Raw genomic sequence first — 13967 nt, 5'->3', positions numbered from 1 at the left:
ACGGCGACTGATGACCACGCTGGAAACCCGGCCGCAAGACCACGAATGCACGGTGCCGAACACGGCCGAGGACATTCTCACTGCCGTGCGTGCACTCACCCCCGAACTGCGGGAACGTTCGGTGGAGATAGAGCAGAACCGGAGGCTGCCCGCCGACGTGGTGGAGCTGCTGCGGGGCGCGGGCGTCTTCCGCATGGGCTTCCCCAGGCAGTTCGGCGGCCCGGACCTCACCTCGGTGGAGCAGACCCGCGTGCTGGAGGCCCTGGCCTACGCGGACACCTCCGCCGGCTGGTGCGGAATGATCGGCATGGACAGCGGGCTGTACTCCGCCTACCTGAGCCCCTCCGCCGTCCGCGAGATGTTCCCCACCCCCGACGTGATCACCGGCGGTCTGATCAACCCCAACGGCCGGGCGGAGCGGGTGCCGGGCGGCTACCGGCTGACCGGCCACTGGAACCTGGGCAGCGGCATCACCCATGCCGACTGGGTGTCCGCCGGAGCGCACACCTACACCGACGGCGAGCAGGACCGCAACGCCAACGGCAACCCGAACTGGCGCGTGATGCTGGTGCGCCCCAGTGAGGTCAAGATGATCGACACCTGGCACGCCACGGGCCTGGCGGGCAGTGGCAGCATCGACTACGAGATCGACGACGTCTTCGTACCGGAGGAGCACACCTTCAGTTTCGGGACGCCGCTCAGCCGCACCGGTCCGCTGGCGGCCCCCGACTCCCTGATGCGGAAGATGCCCGGCGTCCCGCTCGGGGCCGCGCGGGCCGCGCTCGACCACGTCCGCGAGGTGGCCAGGACCAAGGTCAACCGGATGACGGGCGAGCGGTGGGCGGACGACTACCGCGTCCAGTTCACGCTCGGCGAGTGCGAGATGGACTTCCTCACGATGCGGCACGCGGTCTACGGCAGCGTCGAGGAGAAGTGGCGCAAGCTGGAGGCGGGTTCGGCCTACGACGAACTGTCCCCGCACGACCGGGTGGCCACGGTCCTGCTGGCCCTGGAGGCGTTCCGGGGCGCGCTGTCCATCGTCCGCCGGCTCTACGACCTGCTGGCCACCACCTCGATCTACAAGCCGTCCCCGATGGACCGGTGGCTGCGGGACCTCAACACCATGTGCCAGCACGTGATGGCGCAGGACGTGATCATCCAGTCGGCGGGCGCGTATCTGCTCGGCGGCCGGCCGCAGTTCCCCTTCGCCGTGGGCATCACCGAGTAGCCGAGGGCCGATGATGACCACGCTCGACACCCGAGCCGCGCCCGCCGTACCCAACACGGCCGCGGACATCCTCGCCGCGGCCTGGGCAATCGCTCCCCGGCTGAGGGCCCGTTCGGCACAGATCGAGGAAGGCCGCCGGCTCCCTGCGGACATCGTGGAACTCGTACGCGGCACAGGCGCGTTCCGGATGGGCTTCACCGAGGAGTTCGGCGGCCCCGCCCTCACCTCGGCCCAGCAGACGCAGGTGCTGGAAGCGATCTCCTACGGGGACACGTCGGCCGGCTGGTGCGCCATGGTCGGCATGGACAGCGGGCTGTTCGCCAACTACCTGCCCGCGCCGGCCGTCCGGCAGATGTTCCCCACCCTCGACCTGAGCAGCGCCGGAATGCTGGCTCCGGCCGGGCGCGCCGAACGGGTCCCCGGCGGCTACCGGCTGACCGGACGGTGGGGATTCGGCAGCGGCATCGCACACGCCGACTGGGTGTTCGCCGGAGCGCACACGTACACCGACGGGGAACAGGACCGCAGCGCCACAGGCACGCCCAACTGGCGCGTCATGATGGTGCCGCCCGAGCAGGTCGAGCTGCTGGACACCTGGTACGCCACCGGGCTGGCCGGCTCCGGCAGCATGGACTACACGATCGACGGCGTGCTCGTGCCCGAGGAGCACACCTTCAGCTTCCGCGCACCGCGCAGCCGCACCGGCCCGCTGTCCACCCCGGATCTGCAGATGCGGAAGATGCCGGGCGTTCCGCTCGGTGCCGCCCGTGCGGCGCTCGACCAGGTACGGGAGGCCGCGCGCACCTCGACCGACACCAGGACCGGCCGCCCCTGGGCCGACGATCAGCGGGTGCAGCTCGTCCTCGGTGAGTGCGAGACGCGGCTGACCGCAGTGCGGCACGCCGTCTACCGCAGCCTCGACCACCGCTGGAGCCGGTTGGAGGCCGGCGCGACCCAGGCGGACCTCACCGCCCACGAGCGGGTGGACACCATGCTGGCCCGGCTCAATGCCTTCCGTACCGCCCGCTCCGTCGTGCGCCGGCTGTACGACCTGTCGGCCGCCACCGCGCCGCACAGGTCCTCGTCCCTGGACCGCTGGCTGCGCGACCTGGAGACCATGTGCCAGCACTTCATGGCGCAGGACCAGATCATCCAGTCCGCGGGCGCGTTCCTGCTGGGCGGCAACCCCCGCAACCCCCTTGTGCTCGGGATTCTCGACTAGGAGCTGAGTTCGGATGTCTGTCGCCGACACCCCGCAGGGGCCCTTGCATTCCCGTTCCGGACCGGACACGTACTGGAGCACCACCAACGTCGGCGAAGCGTTTCCCGGCGTCGTCACCCCGCTGGGCTGGTCACTGTGCGGCCCGGGGGTGGAGGTGGGCATCCGGGACAGCTACGCCCGGGTTGGTGCGCTGCCCCGGAAGGAGGTGCGCGTCCCCGCGCGGGAGGAGGACCGGCTGATCTCGGTGTTCTTCGGCCGCGGCGCCCTGAACGTCAACTTCTTCTGCCGGATGGGCGCCAATCTGCCCGGCAGCGCGCCCGACGCCATCGCCCGGCAGTTCCTCGGCGAGCTGCCCGCCGACCTCCCGGCGCGCAGCACCCTCAGGCGGCTGCCCGCGGTCGCGGTCAAGATGCCCTGCACCCAGGCCACCGTCCGCCGCGATGTGCTGCGCCGCGCCGCACCCGTCAAAGGCTGGTGGCAGCAGTGGGCACCCCGCTTCGACACCCTCGATCCGGCCGGCTCCCGGCACCTGCTCGCCGAGGCACGCGACCGGTTCACCGAGATGCTGCGCGTCCAGGCCGCGGGGCTGTTCATCGGCGTGCAGTCCGTCTACGACCGGTTGCTCGCGCTGATCGACAGGGCGGAGCTGCCGCAGGAGCAGACCAACGCCCTGGTGAGCGGCCAGGGTTCGCACGCCGAGCTGGAGCTGATCAACGACCTGTGGTCGTTGGGCCGCGGCAGGCTCACCCTGGAGCACTTCCTGGCCGAGCACGGCTTCCACGGTCCCGACGAGGGCGAGGTCTCCAGCAGGGTGTGGCGCGAGGACCCGACGCCGGTCCTGCGGCTGGCCGAGCAGTACGCGGCGCTCGACGAACACGCCGATCCCGAGGCCGCGGCGGTACGGCGCGCGCACGCGCGGCGCGAGGCCGAGCGGTGCCTCATCGCCGCACTGCCCCGTCGGCAGCGCCCCGCCGCCCGGTTCGTGCTGAACCTGGCCGTCTCGCGGATTCCGATGCGCGGCGTGGCCAAGGCGGCCTTCCTCCAGGCGCTGGACGTGGCGCGCGGCGCGGCCCGGCAGTTGGGCGCGCACCTGGCCGAGCAGGGCGTGCTGGACGACGCCGAGGACGTCTTCTGCTTCACCGTCGACGAGCTCACCGGCACGCTCCCGGCAGATGCCGCGGCAGTGGCCGCCGAACGGCGTGCGCAGCGCGAGGCGTTCCAGGCCACCACCCTCCCGGCGCACTGGCAGGGAAACCCCGAGCCGATACACGAGCCCGCCCCGGAGCCGGTCGGTGGGGCCCGTGGGCCGGTCCGGGGCATCGGGGCGAGCGGCGGCGTGGTCGAGGGCACCGTACGGGTGGTCGACGATCCGGCCTTCGCCGACATCGAGCCCGGTGACGTGCTGGTCTGCGCAACCACCGACCCCAGCTGGGCGTCCGCGCTGTTCCTGTCCTCCGCGCTGGTGGTCGACGTCGGCGGATTGCTCAGCCACGCCGCAGTCGTCGCCCGCGAGCTCGGCGTGCCGTGTGTCGTCGGCACCGGCGACGGAACCAAGGCCCTGCGTACGGGCGACCACGTCCGGGTGCACGGAAACGAGGGCACGGTGGAGATCCTCTCCGGCGCCGAGTCGGTTGCGGCGAACGGGCCGAACGAACCGGTCGAGCTGAACGAGTCGATCGAGCTGAACGTGCCGGGCGTGCCAGTCGAGCCGACCGAGAGGCCCGAACCGGTCGAGCTGCTCGCAGGCCGTACGACGAGTGAGCCGCGCGACGGCCGTACGGCGAACAAGCCGCGCAGCGACCGTACGGCGGGCGAGCCGCGCGGCCACCGTACGACGACGAGCGAGCCGGTCACCGTCGACCGGACGAAGGGGAGCGCGACATGACCGGGTCGGTGACAGTCACGCCCAACACGGCTGAGGAGATCCTCGCTGCCGCCAGGGCGGTGGCTCCGCAGTTGCGGGGGCACGCGGAGGAGACGGAGCGGAATCGGGCTCTGCCGTCGCGGGTCGTGGAACTGCTGCGCGGGACAGGCGTGTTCCGGATGGGCTTTCCGAAGGAACTCGGCGGTCCGGGGCTGACCTCGACCGAGCAGGTCGAGGTCGTCGAGGCCCTCAGCTACGGCGACACCTCCGCCGGCTGGTGCGGGATGATCGGCATGGACGCCGGGTTGTACGCCCTGTCTGACACAGCGGTGCGGGAGATGTTCCCGAGCCTCGACGTGATCGCCGCAGGCATGCTGCCGCCCGTCGGACGCGCCGACCGGGTGCCCGGAGGCTACCGCGTGACCGGCCGCTGGGGATTCGCCAGCGGCATCGCGCATGCCGACTGGGTCTCGGCAGGGGCGTTCGTCTTCGCGGACGACGAGCAGGAGCGCACCCCAACTGGCAAGCCCTACTGGCGCATCATGATGGTGCGCCCCGAGCAGGTCGAGCTGATCGATACCTGGCATGCCACCGGGCTGGCCGGCAGCGGTAGCGTCGACTTCTCCATCGACGACGTCTTCGTGCCCGAGGAGCACACCTTCAGCCTCGGCGAACCCAGCCGTTCCGGCCCGCTGGCAGCGCCCGACGCGCTGATGCGGAAGATGCCCGCGGTGGGGCTGGGCGTGGCGCGGGCGGCGCTCGACCATGTCCGCGAGGTGGCAAGGACCAAGGTCAACCGGATGACCGGCGAGCGGTGGGCGGACGACTACCGCGTCCAGTTCACGCTCGCCCGGTGCGAAGCGCGCCTGCTGTCCGTACGGCACGCGGTGTACGGCAGCCTCGAACACCGCTGGGAGAGGCTGGCGTCCGGGGTGACGCTGTCGGAACTCACCCCGGACGAGCGGATCGCGACGATGCTGACCCGCCTGGCGGCGATGCGCGGCGCACGCGACATCGTCCGCCGGCTCTACGACCTGCTGGCCACGGCCGCGATCTACAAGCCGTCGCCGATGGACCGCTGGCTCAGGGACATGGAGACCATGTGCCAGCACGTCATGGCGCAGGACCAGATCATCCAGTCGGCGGGGGCTTTCGTGCTCGGCGGAAGGCCGCGCTTCCCGCTGGCTCTCGGCATCGTGGACTAGGAGTCGCAGTGAACCCCTCTTCCGGTCCTGACGACGTGGCAGTGCTGCACGGCGGGCCCCTTCCTGATCTCCCGGTCCGCAACCTCGGACAGACCCTGACCCGCGCCGCACGGTCCGGCACGGCGGGCCGCGTCGTCTGTCTGGACGGGACGGACGCACCACCCCGAGTGCTGACCTACCAGGAGCTGCTGGACGACGCGGCGCGGATTCTCACCTCCGTACGGGGGCTGGGAGCGCGGCCGGGTGACCGGGTGGTGCTGCAACTCGGGGACGAGCCGGACCTGCTGGCCGCTTTCTGGGCCTGCCAGCTCGGCGGCCTCGTCCCGGTCCCGGTCGCCGCCAACCCGCCTCCGGGCAGTCCGCTGTCGACGGCCGAGATGCTGGCCCAGGCGTGCGCGGTCGCCGACCGGCCGTGGGTGCTCTCGACCGCGGTGGCCGGGCCTGTCGACCCCGGCCCGGCGGCATGGCTGGGCAGCATCGAGGAGTTGCGGGCCGCGGAGCCGGCGAGCGACTTCCCCGACGTCGACCCGGAGGCGCCGGCGGCCCTGCTGCTCACCTCCGGCAGCACCGGGGTACCCAAGGCCGTCATGCTGACCCACCGCAACATCCTCAGCAGGGCCCACGCCAGTGCCCTGGTCCGGGGCCTGTCGCGGCACAACAGGACCTTCAACTGGATGCCGCTGGACCATGTGGGCGGCCTGGTGATGTTCCACGTCCGGGACGTCTTCCTCGGCTGCCACCAGGTGCACGCCCGGACCCGGTGGGTGCTCCAGGACCCGCTGCGCTGGCTCGACGCGATCAGCGAGCACCGGTGCGACACGACGTGGGCGCCCAACTTCGCTTTCGGCCTGGTCATCGACGAGGCTCCACGGATGGCGGACCGCTCGTGGGACCTCAGCCGCCTCGGCTACGTCATGAACGGCGGGGAGGCGGTCAAACCGAGGGTGGCGCGGCGGTTCCTCGCCCTGCTGGGACCGTTCGGACTGCCCGCGACGGCGATGCACCCGGGCTGGGGCATGTCGGAGACGTCCGCAGGCGTGGTCGACTGCGTCTTCTCCGCCCGGGACCATGGCGAGGACGAGCGCTTTGTCCCCGTCGGCAGACCGCATCCCGGCGTCTCGGTCCGCGTCGTCGACGACGACGGCCGACTGCTGCGCGTGGGGCAGACCGGCAGGCTTCAGGTCACGGGACCGCCGATCACCTCCGGGTACTACGGCAATCCCCGGCAGAACCAGCAGTCGTTCAGCGACGACGGTTGGTTCAAGACGGGGGATCTGGCGTTCGTCTCGGACGGGGTGCTGACGGTCACCGGCCGCGCCGACGATGTGATCGAAGTCGGTGGTGTCGCCTACCACGGCCATGAGATCGAGGCGGCCGTGGAGGAACTCCCCTTTGTCGAACCGTCGTTCACCGTCGTCTGCGCCGGCCCTCTGGCAACCGCAGGCGCCGGCTCACTGGCGATCGCGTTCCACCACCGTGCCGGAGTCTCCACCGACCAGGACAACTGGCGGATCGTCGCGCACATCGCGAAAAGGTTCGGGCTCCCGGTCGGCCGGGTGATCCCGATACAGAAAGACGTCGTGGCCAAAACCGGAATCGGGAAAATCAAGCGCGCGCAGCTGGCGCAGCGCCTGGAAACGGCTTTTGACGTCTGTTAGCGTCTGAGGAGTCGGCGAAAAGAAAGATATGCCGACAAACTCACCGACTTTCGAGGGGAGGGGATCAGTATGTCGTGCACCGGTTTCTGCACTGGTTACTGCACCGGCTGAATCGACCGCCGCTGAACAGCAGGAACGCGAGGGTGTCGCTGCGAGATCAGCGACAACACTGTTCAGTGGAAACCAGTCGAGAAGCGGCCCGCCGACACTGGAAGAAAAACTCCAGAATTCCAGTGGCGGCGGGCCGCCGTCAGTAGAGGACCGAGTATGGAGCGGAAAATGCACGAGGAAATCCAGGTACTCCAGGCGATCCGGCTCAAGGGGCGGCCCACCGTGCCTGAGATCGCCTCGTCGACTGCCGTGGCCAAAACAGCGCTGCGCCCGCTGCTGAACGCGTTCGCGGACGCCGGAATGTGCACGACCGCCAACGGCCGCCACATGCTGACTCCCACCGGCCGCGCCCACCTCACCCGGCTGATCGAACAGGAACGTGCCGGGCTGGACCGGGAAGCCCTGGCCATGGCCTACGAACGCTTCTGCACGCACAACACCGCGGTCAAACGCCTCGTCACCGACTGGCAGCTGGTGGACGGCACCACCGTCAACGACCACAGCGACGCCGACTACGACGCCGACATCACTCGCCGACTCGGCCGACTGCACGGCGAGTTCCGCCCGCTGCTGGCGCACCTGGTCGACCTCGCACCCCGGCTGACGCACTATCCGGGCCGCTTCGACAGCGCACTGGAGAAGATCCAGTCGGGCGACCACAGCTGGCTGGCCAAGCCGCTGGCGGACAGCTACCACACCGTCTGGTTCGAACTGCACGAAGACCTCCTCGGACTGACCGGCCTGGAACGTGCCCAGGAGGCGGCTGCGGGGCGAGCCGGATGACGACGGAGCAGCAGCACGCCGTCCTGCTGGACGGCCACAGCGGTCTCGGCCGGGAACTGCTCGGCGGCAAGGCAGCCGGCATCGAGCGGATGCTCGCGCTGGGCGCGCCTGTGCCGCCCGCGTTCGCCCTCACCACCGCGGCGTGCCGGCGGTTCCACGCGGCGGGCGGACGAGTGCCGGAGGACATCTGGAGGCAGGTGCCCGGGCTGCTGTTCGCGCTGGAGAACGCCACAGGACGGACGTTCGGCCGCGGCCCGGACCCCCTGCTGGTCTCCGTCCGCTCCGGGGCGCCGACCAGCATGCCCGGCATGATGGACACCATCCTCAACGTCGGCCTCACCACCCGTACGGAGCAGGACCTCGCGGCACAAGGGCCGCGGTACGCCGCCGACACCCGCCGCCGCTTCGCCGAGCAGTTCACCCGCACCGTGGGCCGGCCCGTACCGGACGATGTGTGGCAGCAACTGCGGCTCGCCGTCGAGGCCGTCTTCGCGTCGTGGCACGCCCCCCGTGCGGTCGCCTACCGCCGGGAGCACGGCATTTCGCAGGACGACGGCACCGCCGTGACGGTGCAGGCCATGGTCTTCGGCAATCTGGACGACCGCTCAGGAACCGGCGTGGTCTTCAGCCGCGACCCGCTGACCGGCGCGGGAGAGCCGTACGGCGAGTGGCTGGCCAGGGGTCAGGGCGAGGACGTGGTCTCCGGCCGGACCGATGCCGGGCCGCTGTCCGAACTGGGCGACACCATGCCCGAGGTGTACCGGCGGCTGCTCACCTGGTCCCGCACCCTGGAGCAGGACGCCCGGGACGTCCAGGACATCGAGTTCACCGTCGAGTCGGGAACGCTGTGGCTGTTGCAGTCCAGGGTGGCGAAGCGCTCCCCGCAGGCCGCGGTCCGGCACGCGGTGGCACTGGCCGACGAGGGCGTGATCACCCGTCAGGAAGCCGTGCGCCGGGTCACCCCCGCGCAGGTCGAGGCCCTTGTGCGGCCCAGCGTCGACCCCGTCGCCGCTGCCGACGCCACCGTGCTGGCGCGGGGCAAACCGGCCTGCCCTGGCGTCGGTACGGGAGTTGTGACTACCGACCCGGACTCCGCCGCCCGGTTGCCGGGCGTCGACACGGTCCTCGTACGCCCGACCACCGACCCAGACGATGTGCCCGCCATGGCCCAGGCGTGCGCCGTCGTCACCGAGACAGGCGGCTCCACCTCGCACGCTGCTGTGGTCTGCCGCGAACTGGCGGTACCGTGCGTGGTCGGCTGCGGCCCCGGCACCGCCGCTGCCCTGCGCGGGCGCACGGTGACCGTGGACGGTGCGGCCGGAATCGTCTACGACGGCGCGCTGCTGATCCGGCAGCCGGACGACGACTCCGCCGTGGCGACGCTCGCCGAGTGGGCCGACACTGCGCCGGGCCCTGCTGCGGCCCCGGCGTGGCTGACGTCGGCGCGCAGCGCGAGCCGGGCCGCCCGTTGACGGAGCATCGGGCCGCTCGTTGACGGAGCAGGTGACCGGACATCGGTGCCTGCGGGAGAGCACTTCCCTGAGAGGGGACTTCGTGGAGTACGACGTGGTGGTCGTCGGCGGCGGTACGGCGGGGCTGAGCGCGGCGCTGACCCTGGCACGGGCCGGCCGCCGGCTGGCCGTCGTCGACCAGGGCGAGCCGCGCAATGCACCCGCCGGACATCTGCACGGCTTCCTCTCCAGGGACGGCATGCCGCCCGGGGAACTCATCGAGGTGGGCCGCAGCGAGATCGCGGGCTACGGCGCCGAACTCGTCAGCGGCCGGGTCCGCGAGGCGGCCCCCGGAGCGGAGTACGGATTCACGGTGCGCCTGGAGACCGGCCGCCTGCTGCGGGCGCGTGCGCTCCTGGTGGCAACCGGCCTGCGGGACGTGCTTCCGCAGGTACCCGGCGTCGCCGAGCTGTGGGGGAGCGGCGTGCTGCACTGCCCGTACTGCCATGGGCACGAGGTGCGGGGCACCCCGATCGGTGTACTCGGCGGTGAGAACCGCCCGTTCAGCGTCCATCAGGCATCGCTGGTGCGGCAGTGGTCCGAGGACGTCGTTTTCTTCCCCCGCGAGATCGAGCTGGACGACGAGGAACGGGAGCGTTTGCTGGCCCGCGGTGTCCGGATCGTCGAGGGTGACGTCGAACGGCTGGAGGCCGACGGTGACTCCCTCACCGGCGTTCGCATGGCCGACGGCCGGATGGTGCCGCGGGCGGCGCTCTTCGTCGGCCCTCGCTTCGAACCCAGGGACGAGCTGCTGATCAGGCTCGGGTGCGAGGTCGGCCCGAACGGCTGGGTGGCGGTCGATCCCTCGGGACGCACGAGCGTGCCCGGGGTCTGGGGCGCGGGGAACGTGGTCAGCGAGTCCGCGCAGTTGGCTTCTGCGGCGGGCATGGGGATGAGTGCGGGGATCGCGCTCAACCATTATTTGCTGGCCGACGATATTGAGGGGGCGGTCGCGCGGTATCGCATGAGGTGAGCGGCCGCCTCTGTGTTCCGGTGAGGGGGTGCCCCTGCCCGCCGTCCGCGGGCTGCGGGTGCGTTGTGGTTGCTCGCGCAGTTCCCCGCGCCCCTGACGGGGCGCGGTCGCCATGCCGGACACGCCGTAAGGCCGTCCCGCAACGACAGGGCGCGGTGGTGATGTCCACCGCGCCCTGTCGTTGTGCGTCGTCATGGTTCCCGGGGTCAGGAGCCGACTATGTGGGCGGGGGCCTGAAGTTGCGGATGTTCCTGGTAGAGCCTGATCGCCTGGTCCAAGGGGCCACCCTTGGCCCCGATCTCCGCGGCCTGGTCGAGCAGCGTCAGTTCCTCCTCCGTCAGTTCATCGAAGTTCCTGGTCATGAGGCCCCAGGAGTCCCACGGGAAGACTTCGAGCCGGTTGAGCGCGGCGAGATCCCGGACGACCGTTCCCTGGATCACCCCCATGCCGGCCTGCTCGATGACGCTGGCGGTGTAGACGGCCGGATCCTGGTCGCCGCCGCGGCAGGCGAGCCAGGCTTCGCCGGCGGTCACGAAGCGCTCGCGGGGCACGTTGTCGACGTCGAAGTCGACGGCGTAGTGCTCGGCGGCCTCCGCCATCTGCGGGTCGGCGATCTGCCAGTCGGGGCCGTCCAGCCAGTACTCCACCACCCAGTGGTCGTCCCACGCGTACGGCGGGAAGTAGTCGGCGTATCCGCCGCGCATCCGGGCCGGGATGCCGACCTGGCGCAGTACCGCGCAGAGCGTGATGCAGAAGTCCCGGCAGGTGCCGGCAAGGCGTTGGTCGGCCGGGCGCTCGTGCATTCCGCCGAGAAACTGGACGATGTCCCTGAAGAAACGGATCTCGCTTTCCTTGAACCGTTCCTGAGGAACCTCGAAGCCGAAACGTTTGAACGTCTCGTTACGGTGCACCACCGCGCCGCGAACGACCTTGCTCAAGGCCGGGAGATCGTTCGGCAGGCCGACGAGAAGTGACGACAGGTCACGTGGGTCCGTGACATTGCTGTGGTGTGCGTAGAATTCTTGCTCCATTCGAAAGACGCTAGCAGTAGGGGTGTTACCGGACCAGTTTGTGTGCCGATCCGTCGAATCCGTTGGCTCTGTTGCCTGTTGATCGCCTCTGTTATCGTCGGCTGCGGAAATTCGGAAATTGTTGGTGGCCATTTCGGGCTGGTGGGGGCGATGATTGCAGAGCGTGTGGCGGACATTGTCGTGGACAATGTGTTCCTCAGGGCGACGGATGTCGTTCCGGGCTGCGAGCTGTTCCTCAAGTTCGAAGGGCTGAACCCGGCCGGTTCGGTGAAACTGAAGACCGCGGTCAGCCTGGTCGAGCACGCTGAGAGAAGCGGAGCGCTGCGGCCGGGCGGCAGGATCATCGAGTCCTCCTCCGGGAATCTCGGCATCGCGCTGAGCCTGGTGTGTGCCGAGCGTGGCTACCGGTTCACCTGCGTCTGCGATCCCAACGTGCCCGAGCTGAGCGTCGCGTTCATGCGGGCCACGGGCGCCGAGGTGTTCCGGGTGGACCGGCGCGACGGGAACGGGGGATTTCTGCAGAGCCGCATCGAGTACATCCGGCAGCGCATCACCGAGGACGCCGGTCTCGTCTGGCTGAACCAGTACGCGAACCCGGCGAACCCGGCCGCGCACAGTTCACGGACGGCCAAGTCGATACACGCCGAACTGGGCCGTGTCGACTACCTGTTCGTGGGGGCCGGCACCACGGGCACGCTCGTGGGGTGCGCCGATTACTTCCGGGTGCATTCGCCGCGCACCAGGATCGTCGCCGTGGACACCGTCGGCTCCGTGACCTTCGGCCATCCACCCGGCGTCCGGTACGTTCCCGGTCTGGGTACGAGTCGGCGCCCCGAGCTGTGCCAGGGCCTCCATGTCGACCGGGTGGTCCAGGTAGAAGAGGCGGACGCCGTGCGCGCCTGCCGAACCTGGGCCCAGGAGCGCGGTCTTCTGCTGGGCGGATCCTCCGGATCGGTACTGCACGCGGTCGAAAGTCTCGGTGCCGAACTGTCGGCGGGATCCCGGATCGTCGCCCTCTCACCCGATTTCGGGGACCGCTATCTCAGCACGGTGTACGACGACGACTGGGTGGCCGGCCATTTCAGCAGCGTGCCACCAGGTGTGGCGGTGGGCTGAGTTCGCGGCAGCCCGGCGCACCTCCGCCGGATTGCCCCGTCGGGCCTACAGATTTGCGCGACGGAATGAGACCATGAATACCGTCGGCGTTGCGGCGCCCAGGGGAGCGGAAGCGCCCGCCGACGATCCAGACGAACGGGGGAACTGTGCACGAGGACTGGCTGGAAGATGTGCTTCCAGAACGCCCGACGGAGTCCGTACGATTTCTCAGCAGGGCCGATATCGCACACTGCCTGCGAAAGATCGACGCCGTTTCCGTTGTCGAAGCTGCGCTGGTGGAACACCATGCGGGACGCTCGGTCCTGCCGAGTGAGTCGTATCTGCCGTGGCGTAATTCCAAGGGTGCGTACAGTCGTTCCATCGGAATGCCGGGGGCGGTGCTTCCTGAGAAGGGGGAGCAGAAATTCGGCATGAAGATCATCAATGCCAGCGTGTCGAATCCGGAACTGGGAATGGAACGCGCCGGTGGGCTCGGGCTGTGTTTCGACCCGGAAACCGCGCGGGTGACGACATGTATGGAGGCGGGGCTGCTGAGTGCGGTGCGAACAGCCGTCGTATCGGCTGTCGCCGTGCGGACGGCGGGGTTCGCCGCTCCCGAGCGGCTGGCCGTGATCGGATGCGGCACCCAGGCGAAGGTGCACCTCGCGCTGTTCCTCTCGCGCTGGCCCGGCATCCGCGAAGTCGTGCTGCACGACAGCGAGCCGCACATGGCCGACAAGCTGTCCGCATGGTGCGCCGCCCGCCGGCCCGACATCGTCGTGGAGACCGCGGACACCACTGCCAAGGCGCTGGCGGAGGCGGACGTCGTGCTGTTCCTGACGACTGCCTCCGAAGGGTATGTGCCCAGCGCCTGGGTCCGCCCCGGGTCCCTCCTGGTGAACACCTCGCTCGGCGATCTGACCGATGAGGTCTTCCTCGGCAGCGACCAGCTCTATGTCGACGACCTCCAGCTCATCACGGAGAACCCGCGGCGCCCCCTGGGCAGGCTCGTCAACGAGCGCAGGATCCTGGCGGACGACACACCGGGCCGGCCGAGCGTCACGGCGACCTTCGGTGAGCTGCTCAGCAGCGGCCGTACGGGCACCCGTCCCGAGTCCGGATACACCGTGGCCAATCCCTTCGGCCTCGGAGTGCTCGACGTGGCGCTGTACCACGCCGTGGCCGAGCAGGCAGCGCAGACGGACATCGGCCGCACGCTGCGCCTGCACTGACCCGCAGCACCGTCCCGTCGCGTGCAACGGCACGCCGCTGCGGGCGTCATGAGG

Annotated in this window: 11 protein-coding genes; 10 read left to right on the top strand and 1 reads right to left on the bottom strand. The window is 70.1% G+C overall.

Annotated elements, in window-relative coordinates; all coding sequences use genetic code 11:
- Positions 1–10 precede the first annotated feature (10 nt).
- The 8 genes from ACQEU8_RS21340 (at position 11) to ACQEU8_RS21305 (ending at position 10555) form a co-directional block, all read left to right on the top strand.
- Positions 11–1228, top strand: coding sequence for an acyl-CoA dehydrogenase family protein (locus ACQEU8_RS21340; protein ID WP_433103438.1), 1218 nt, complete (start codon positions 11–13; stop codon positions 1226–1228).
- Between the two features lie 10 nt (positions 1229–1238).
- Positions 1239–2450: an acyl-CoA dehydrogenase family protein gene (locus ACQEU8_RS21335; RefSeq protein WP_433103436.1), complete on the top strand. Its 1212-nt coding sequence runs from the start codon at positions 1239–1241 to the stop codon at positions 2448–2450.
- A 13-nt stretch (positions 2451–2463) separates the two neighbouring features.
- A complete protein-coding gene (locus tag ACQEU8_RS21330) occupies positions 2464–4335 on the top strand; it encodes a PEP-utilizing enzyme (RefSeq protein ID WP_433103434.1) in 1872 nt (623 codons plus the stop codon).
- On the top strand, positions 4332–5519 hold the full coding sequence (locus ACQEU8_RS21325) for an acyl-CoA dehydrogenase family protein (RefSeq protein WP_433103432.1): 1188 nt from the start codon (positions 4332–4334) through the stop codon (positions 5517–5519). Before ACQEU8_RS21330 ends, ACQEU8_RS21325 begins: the two co-directional genes overlap by 4 nt.
- 8 nt (positions 5520–5527) lie before the next feature.
- Positions 5528–7177, top strand: a complete 1650-nt coding sequence (locus tag ACQEU8_RS21320; protein WP_433103430.1) for an AMP-binding protein — start codon at positions 5528–5530, stop codon at positions 7175–7177.
- Between the two features lie 279 nt (positions 7178–7456).
- Positions 7457–8071, top strand: coding sequence for a hypothetical protein (locus ACQEU8_RS21315; protein ID WP_433103428.1), 615 nt, complete (start codon positions 7457–7459; stop codon positions 8069–8071).
- On the top strand, positions 8068–9543 hold the full coding sequence (locus ACQEU8_RS21310; protein ID WP_433103426.1) for a pyruvate, phosphate dikinase: 1476 nt from the start codon (positions 8068–8070) through the stop codon (positions 9541–9543). Before ACQEU8_RS21315 ends, ACQEU8_RS21310 begins: the two co-directional genes overlap by 4 nt.
- A gap of 82 nt (positions 9544–9625) precedes the next feature.
- A complete protein-coding gene (locus ACQEU8_RS21305) occupies positions 9626–10555 on the top strand; it encodes an NAD(P)/FAD-dependent oxidoreductase (protein WP_433103424.1) in 930 nt (309 codons plus the stop codon).
- A gap of 206 nt (positions 10556–10761) precedes the next feature.
- Here the strand turns inward: ACQEU8_RS21305 and ACQEU8_RS21300 are convergent, their stop codons facing one another.
- Positions 10762–11586, bottom strand: coding sequence for a transglutaminase-like domain-containing protein (locus ACQEU8_RS21300; protein ID WP_433103422.1), 825 nt, complete (start codon positions 11584–11586; stop codon positions 10762–10764).
- 42 nt (positions 11587–11628) lie between these two features.
- Between ACQEU8_RS21300 and sbnA the strand changes: the two genes are divergently transcribed.
- The gene (gene sbnA / locus ACQEU8_RS21295; protein ID WP_433103420.1) at positions 11629–12702 is read left to right on the top strand and encodes a 2,3-diaminopropionate biosynthesis protein SbnA; all 1074 of its coding nucleotides are present in this window, start codon (positions 11629–11631) and stop codon (positions 12700–12702) included.
- Positions 12703–12848: 146 nt separating this feature from the next.
- Entirely contained in the window at positions 12849–13913 is a 1065-nt protein-coding gene (locus tag ACQEU8_RS21290) for a hypothetical protein (RefSeq protein WP_433103418.1), read from the top strand.
- The last annotated feature ends 54 nt before the right edge of the window (positions 13914–13967 follow it).

This window comes from Streptomyces sp. CA-250714 (assembly GCF_050936705.1).
Classification (GTDB): Bacteria; Actinomycetota; Actinomycetes; order Streptomycetales; family Streptomycetaceae; genus Streptomyces.
The sequence above is the reverse complement of the archived record's forward strand: the minus strand, read 5'-3'. Positions and strand labels throughout refer to the sequence as shown.

Excerpts from the sequence above, each read along its gene's own strand:
- ACQEU8_RS21340 (WP_433103438.1), top strand. The coding sequence starts at position 11 with ATGACCACGCTGGAAACCCGGCCGCAAGACCACGAATGCACGGTGCCG.
- ACQEU8_RS21330 (WP_433103434.1), top strand. The coding sequence starts at position 2,464 with ATGTCTGTCGCCGACACCCCGCAGGGGCCCTTGCATTCCCGTTCCGGA.
- ACQEU8_RS21300 (WP_433103422.1), bottom strand. The coding sequence starts at position 11,586 with ATGGAGCAAGAATTCTACGCACACCACAGCAATGTCACGGACCCACGT.
- ACQEU8_RS21325 (WP_433103432.1), top strand. The coding sequence starts at position 4,332 with ATGACCGGGTCGGTGACAGTCACGCCCAACACGGCTGAGGAGATCCTC.
- ACQEU8_RS21335 (WP_433103436.1), top strand. The coding sequence starts at position 1,239 with ATGATGACCACGCTCGACACCCGAGCCGCGCCCGCCGTACCCAACACG.
- ACQEU8_RS21315 (WP_433103428.1), top strand. The coding sequence starts at position 7,457 with ATGCACGAGGAAATCCAGGTACTCCAGGCGATCCGGCTCAAGGGGCGG.
- ACQEU8_RS21310 (WP_433103426.1), top strand. The coding sequence starts at position 8,068 with ATGACGACGGAGCAGCAGCACGCCGTCCTGCTGGACGGCCACAGCGGT.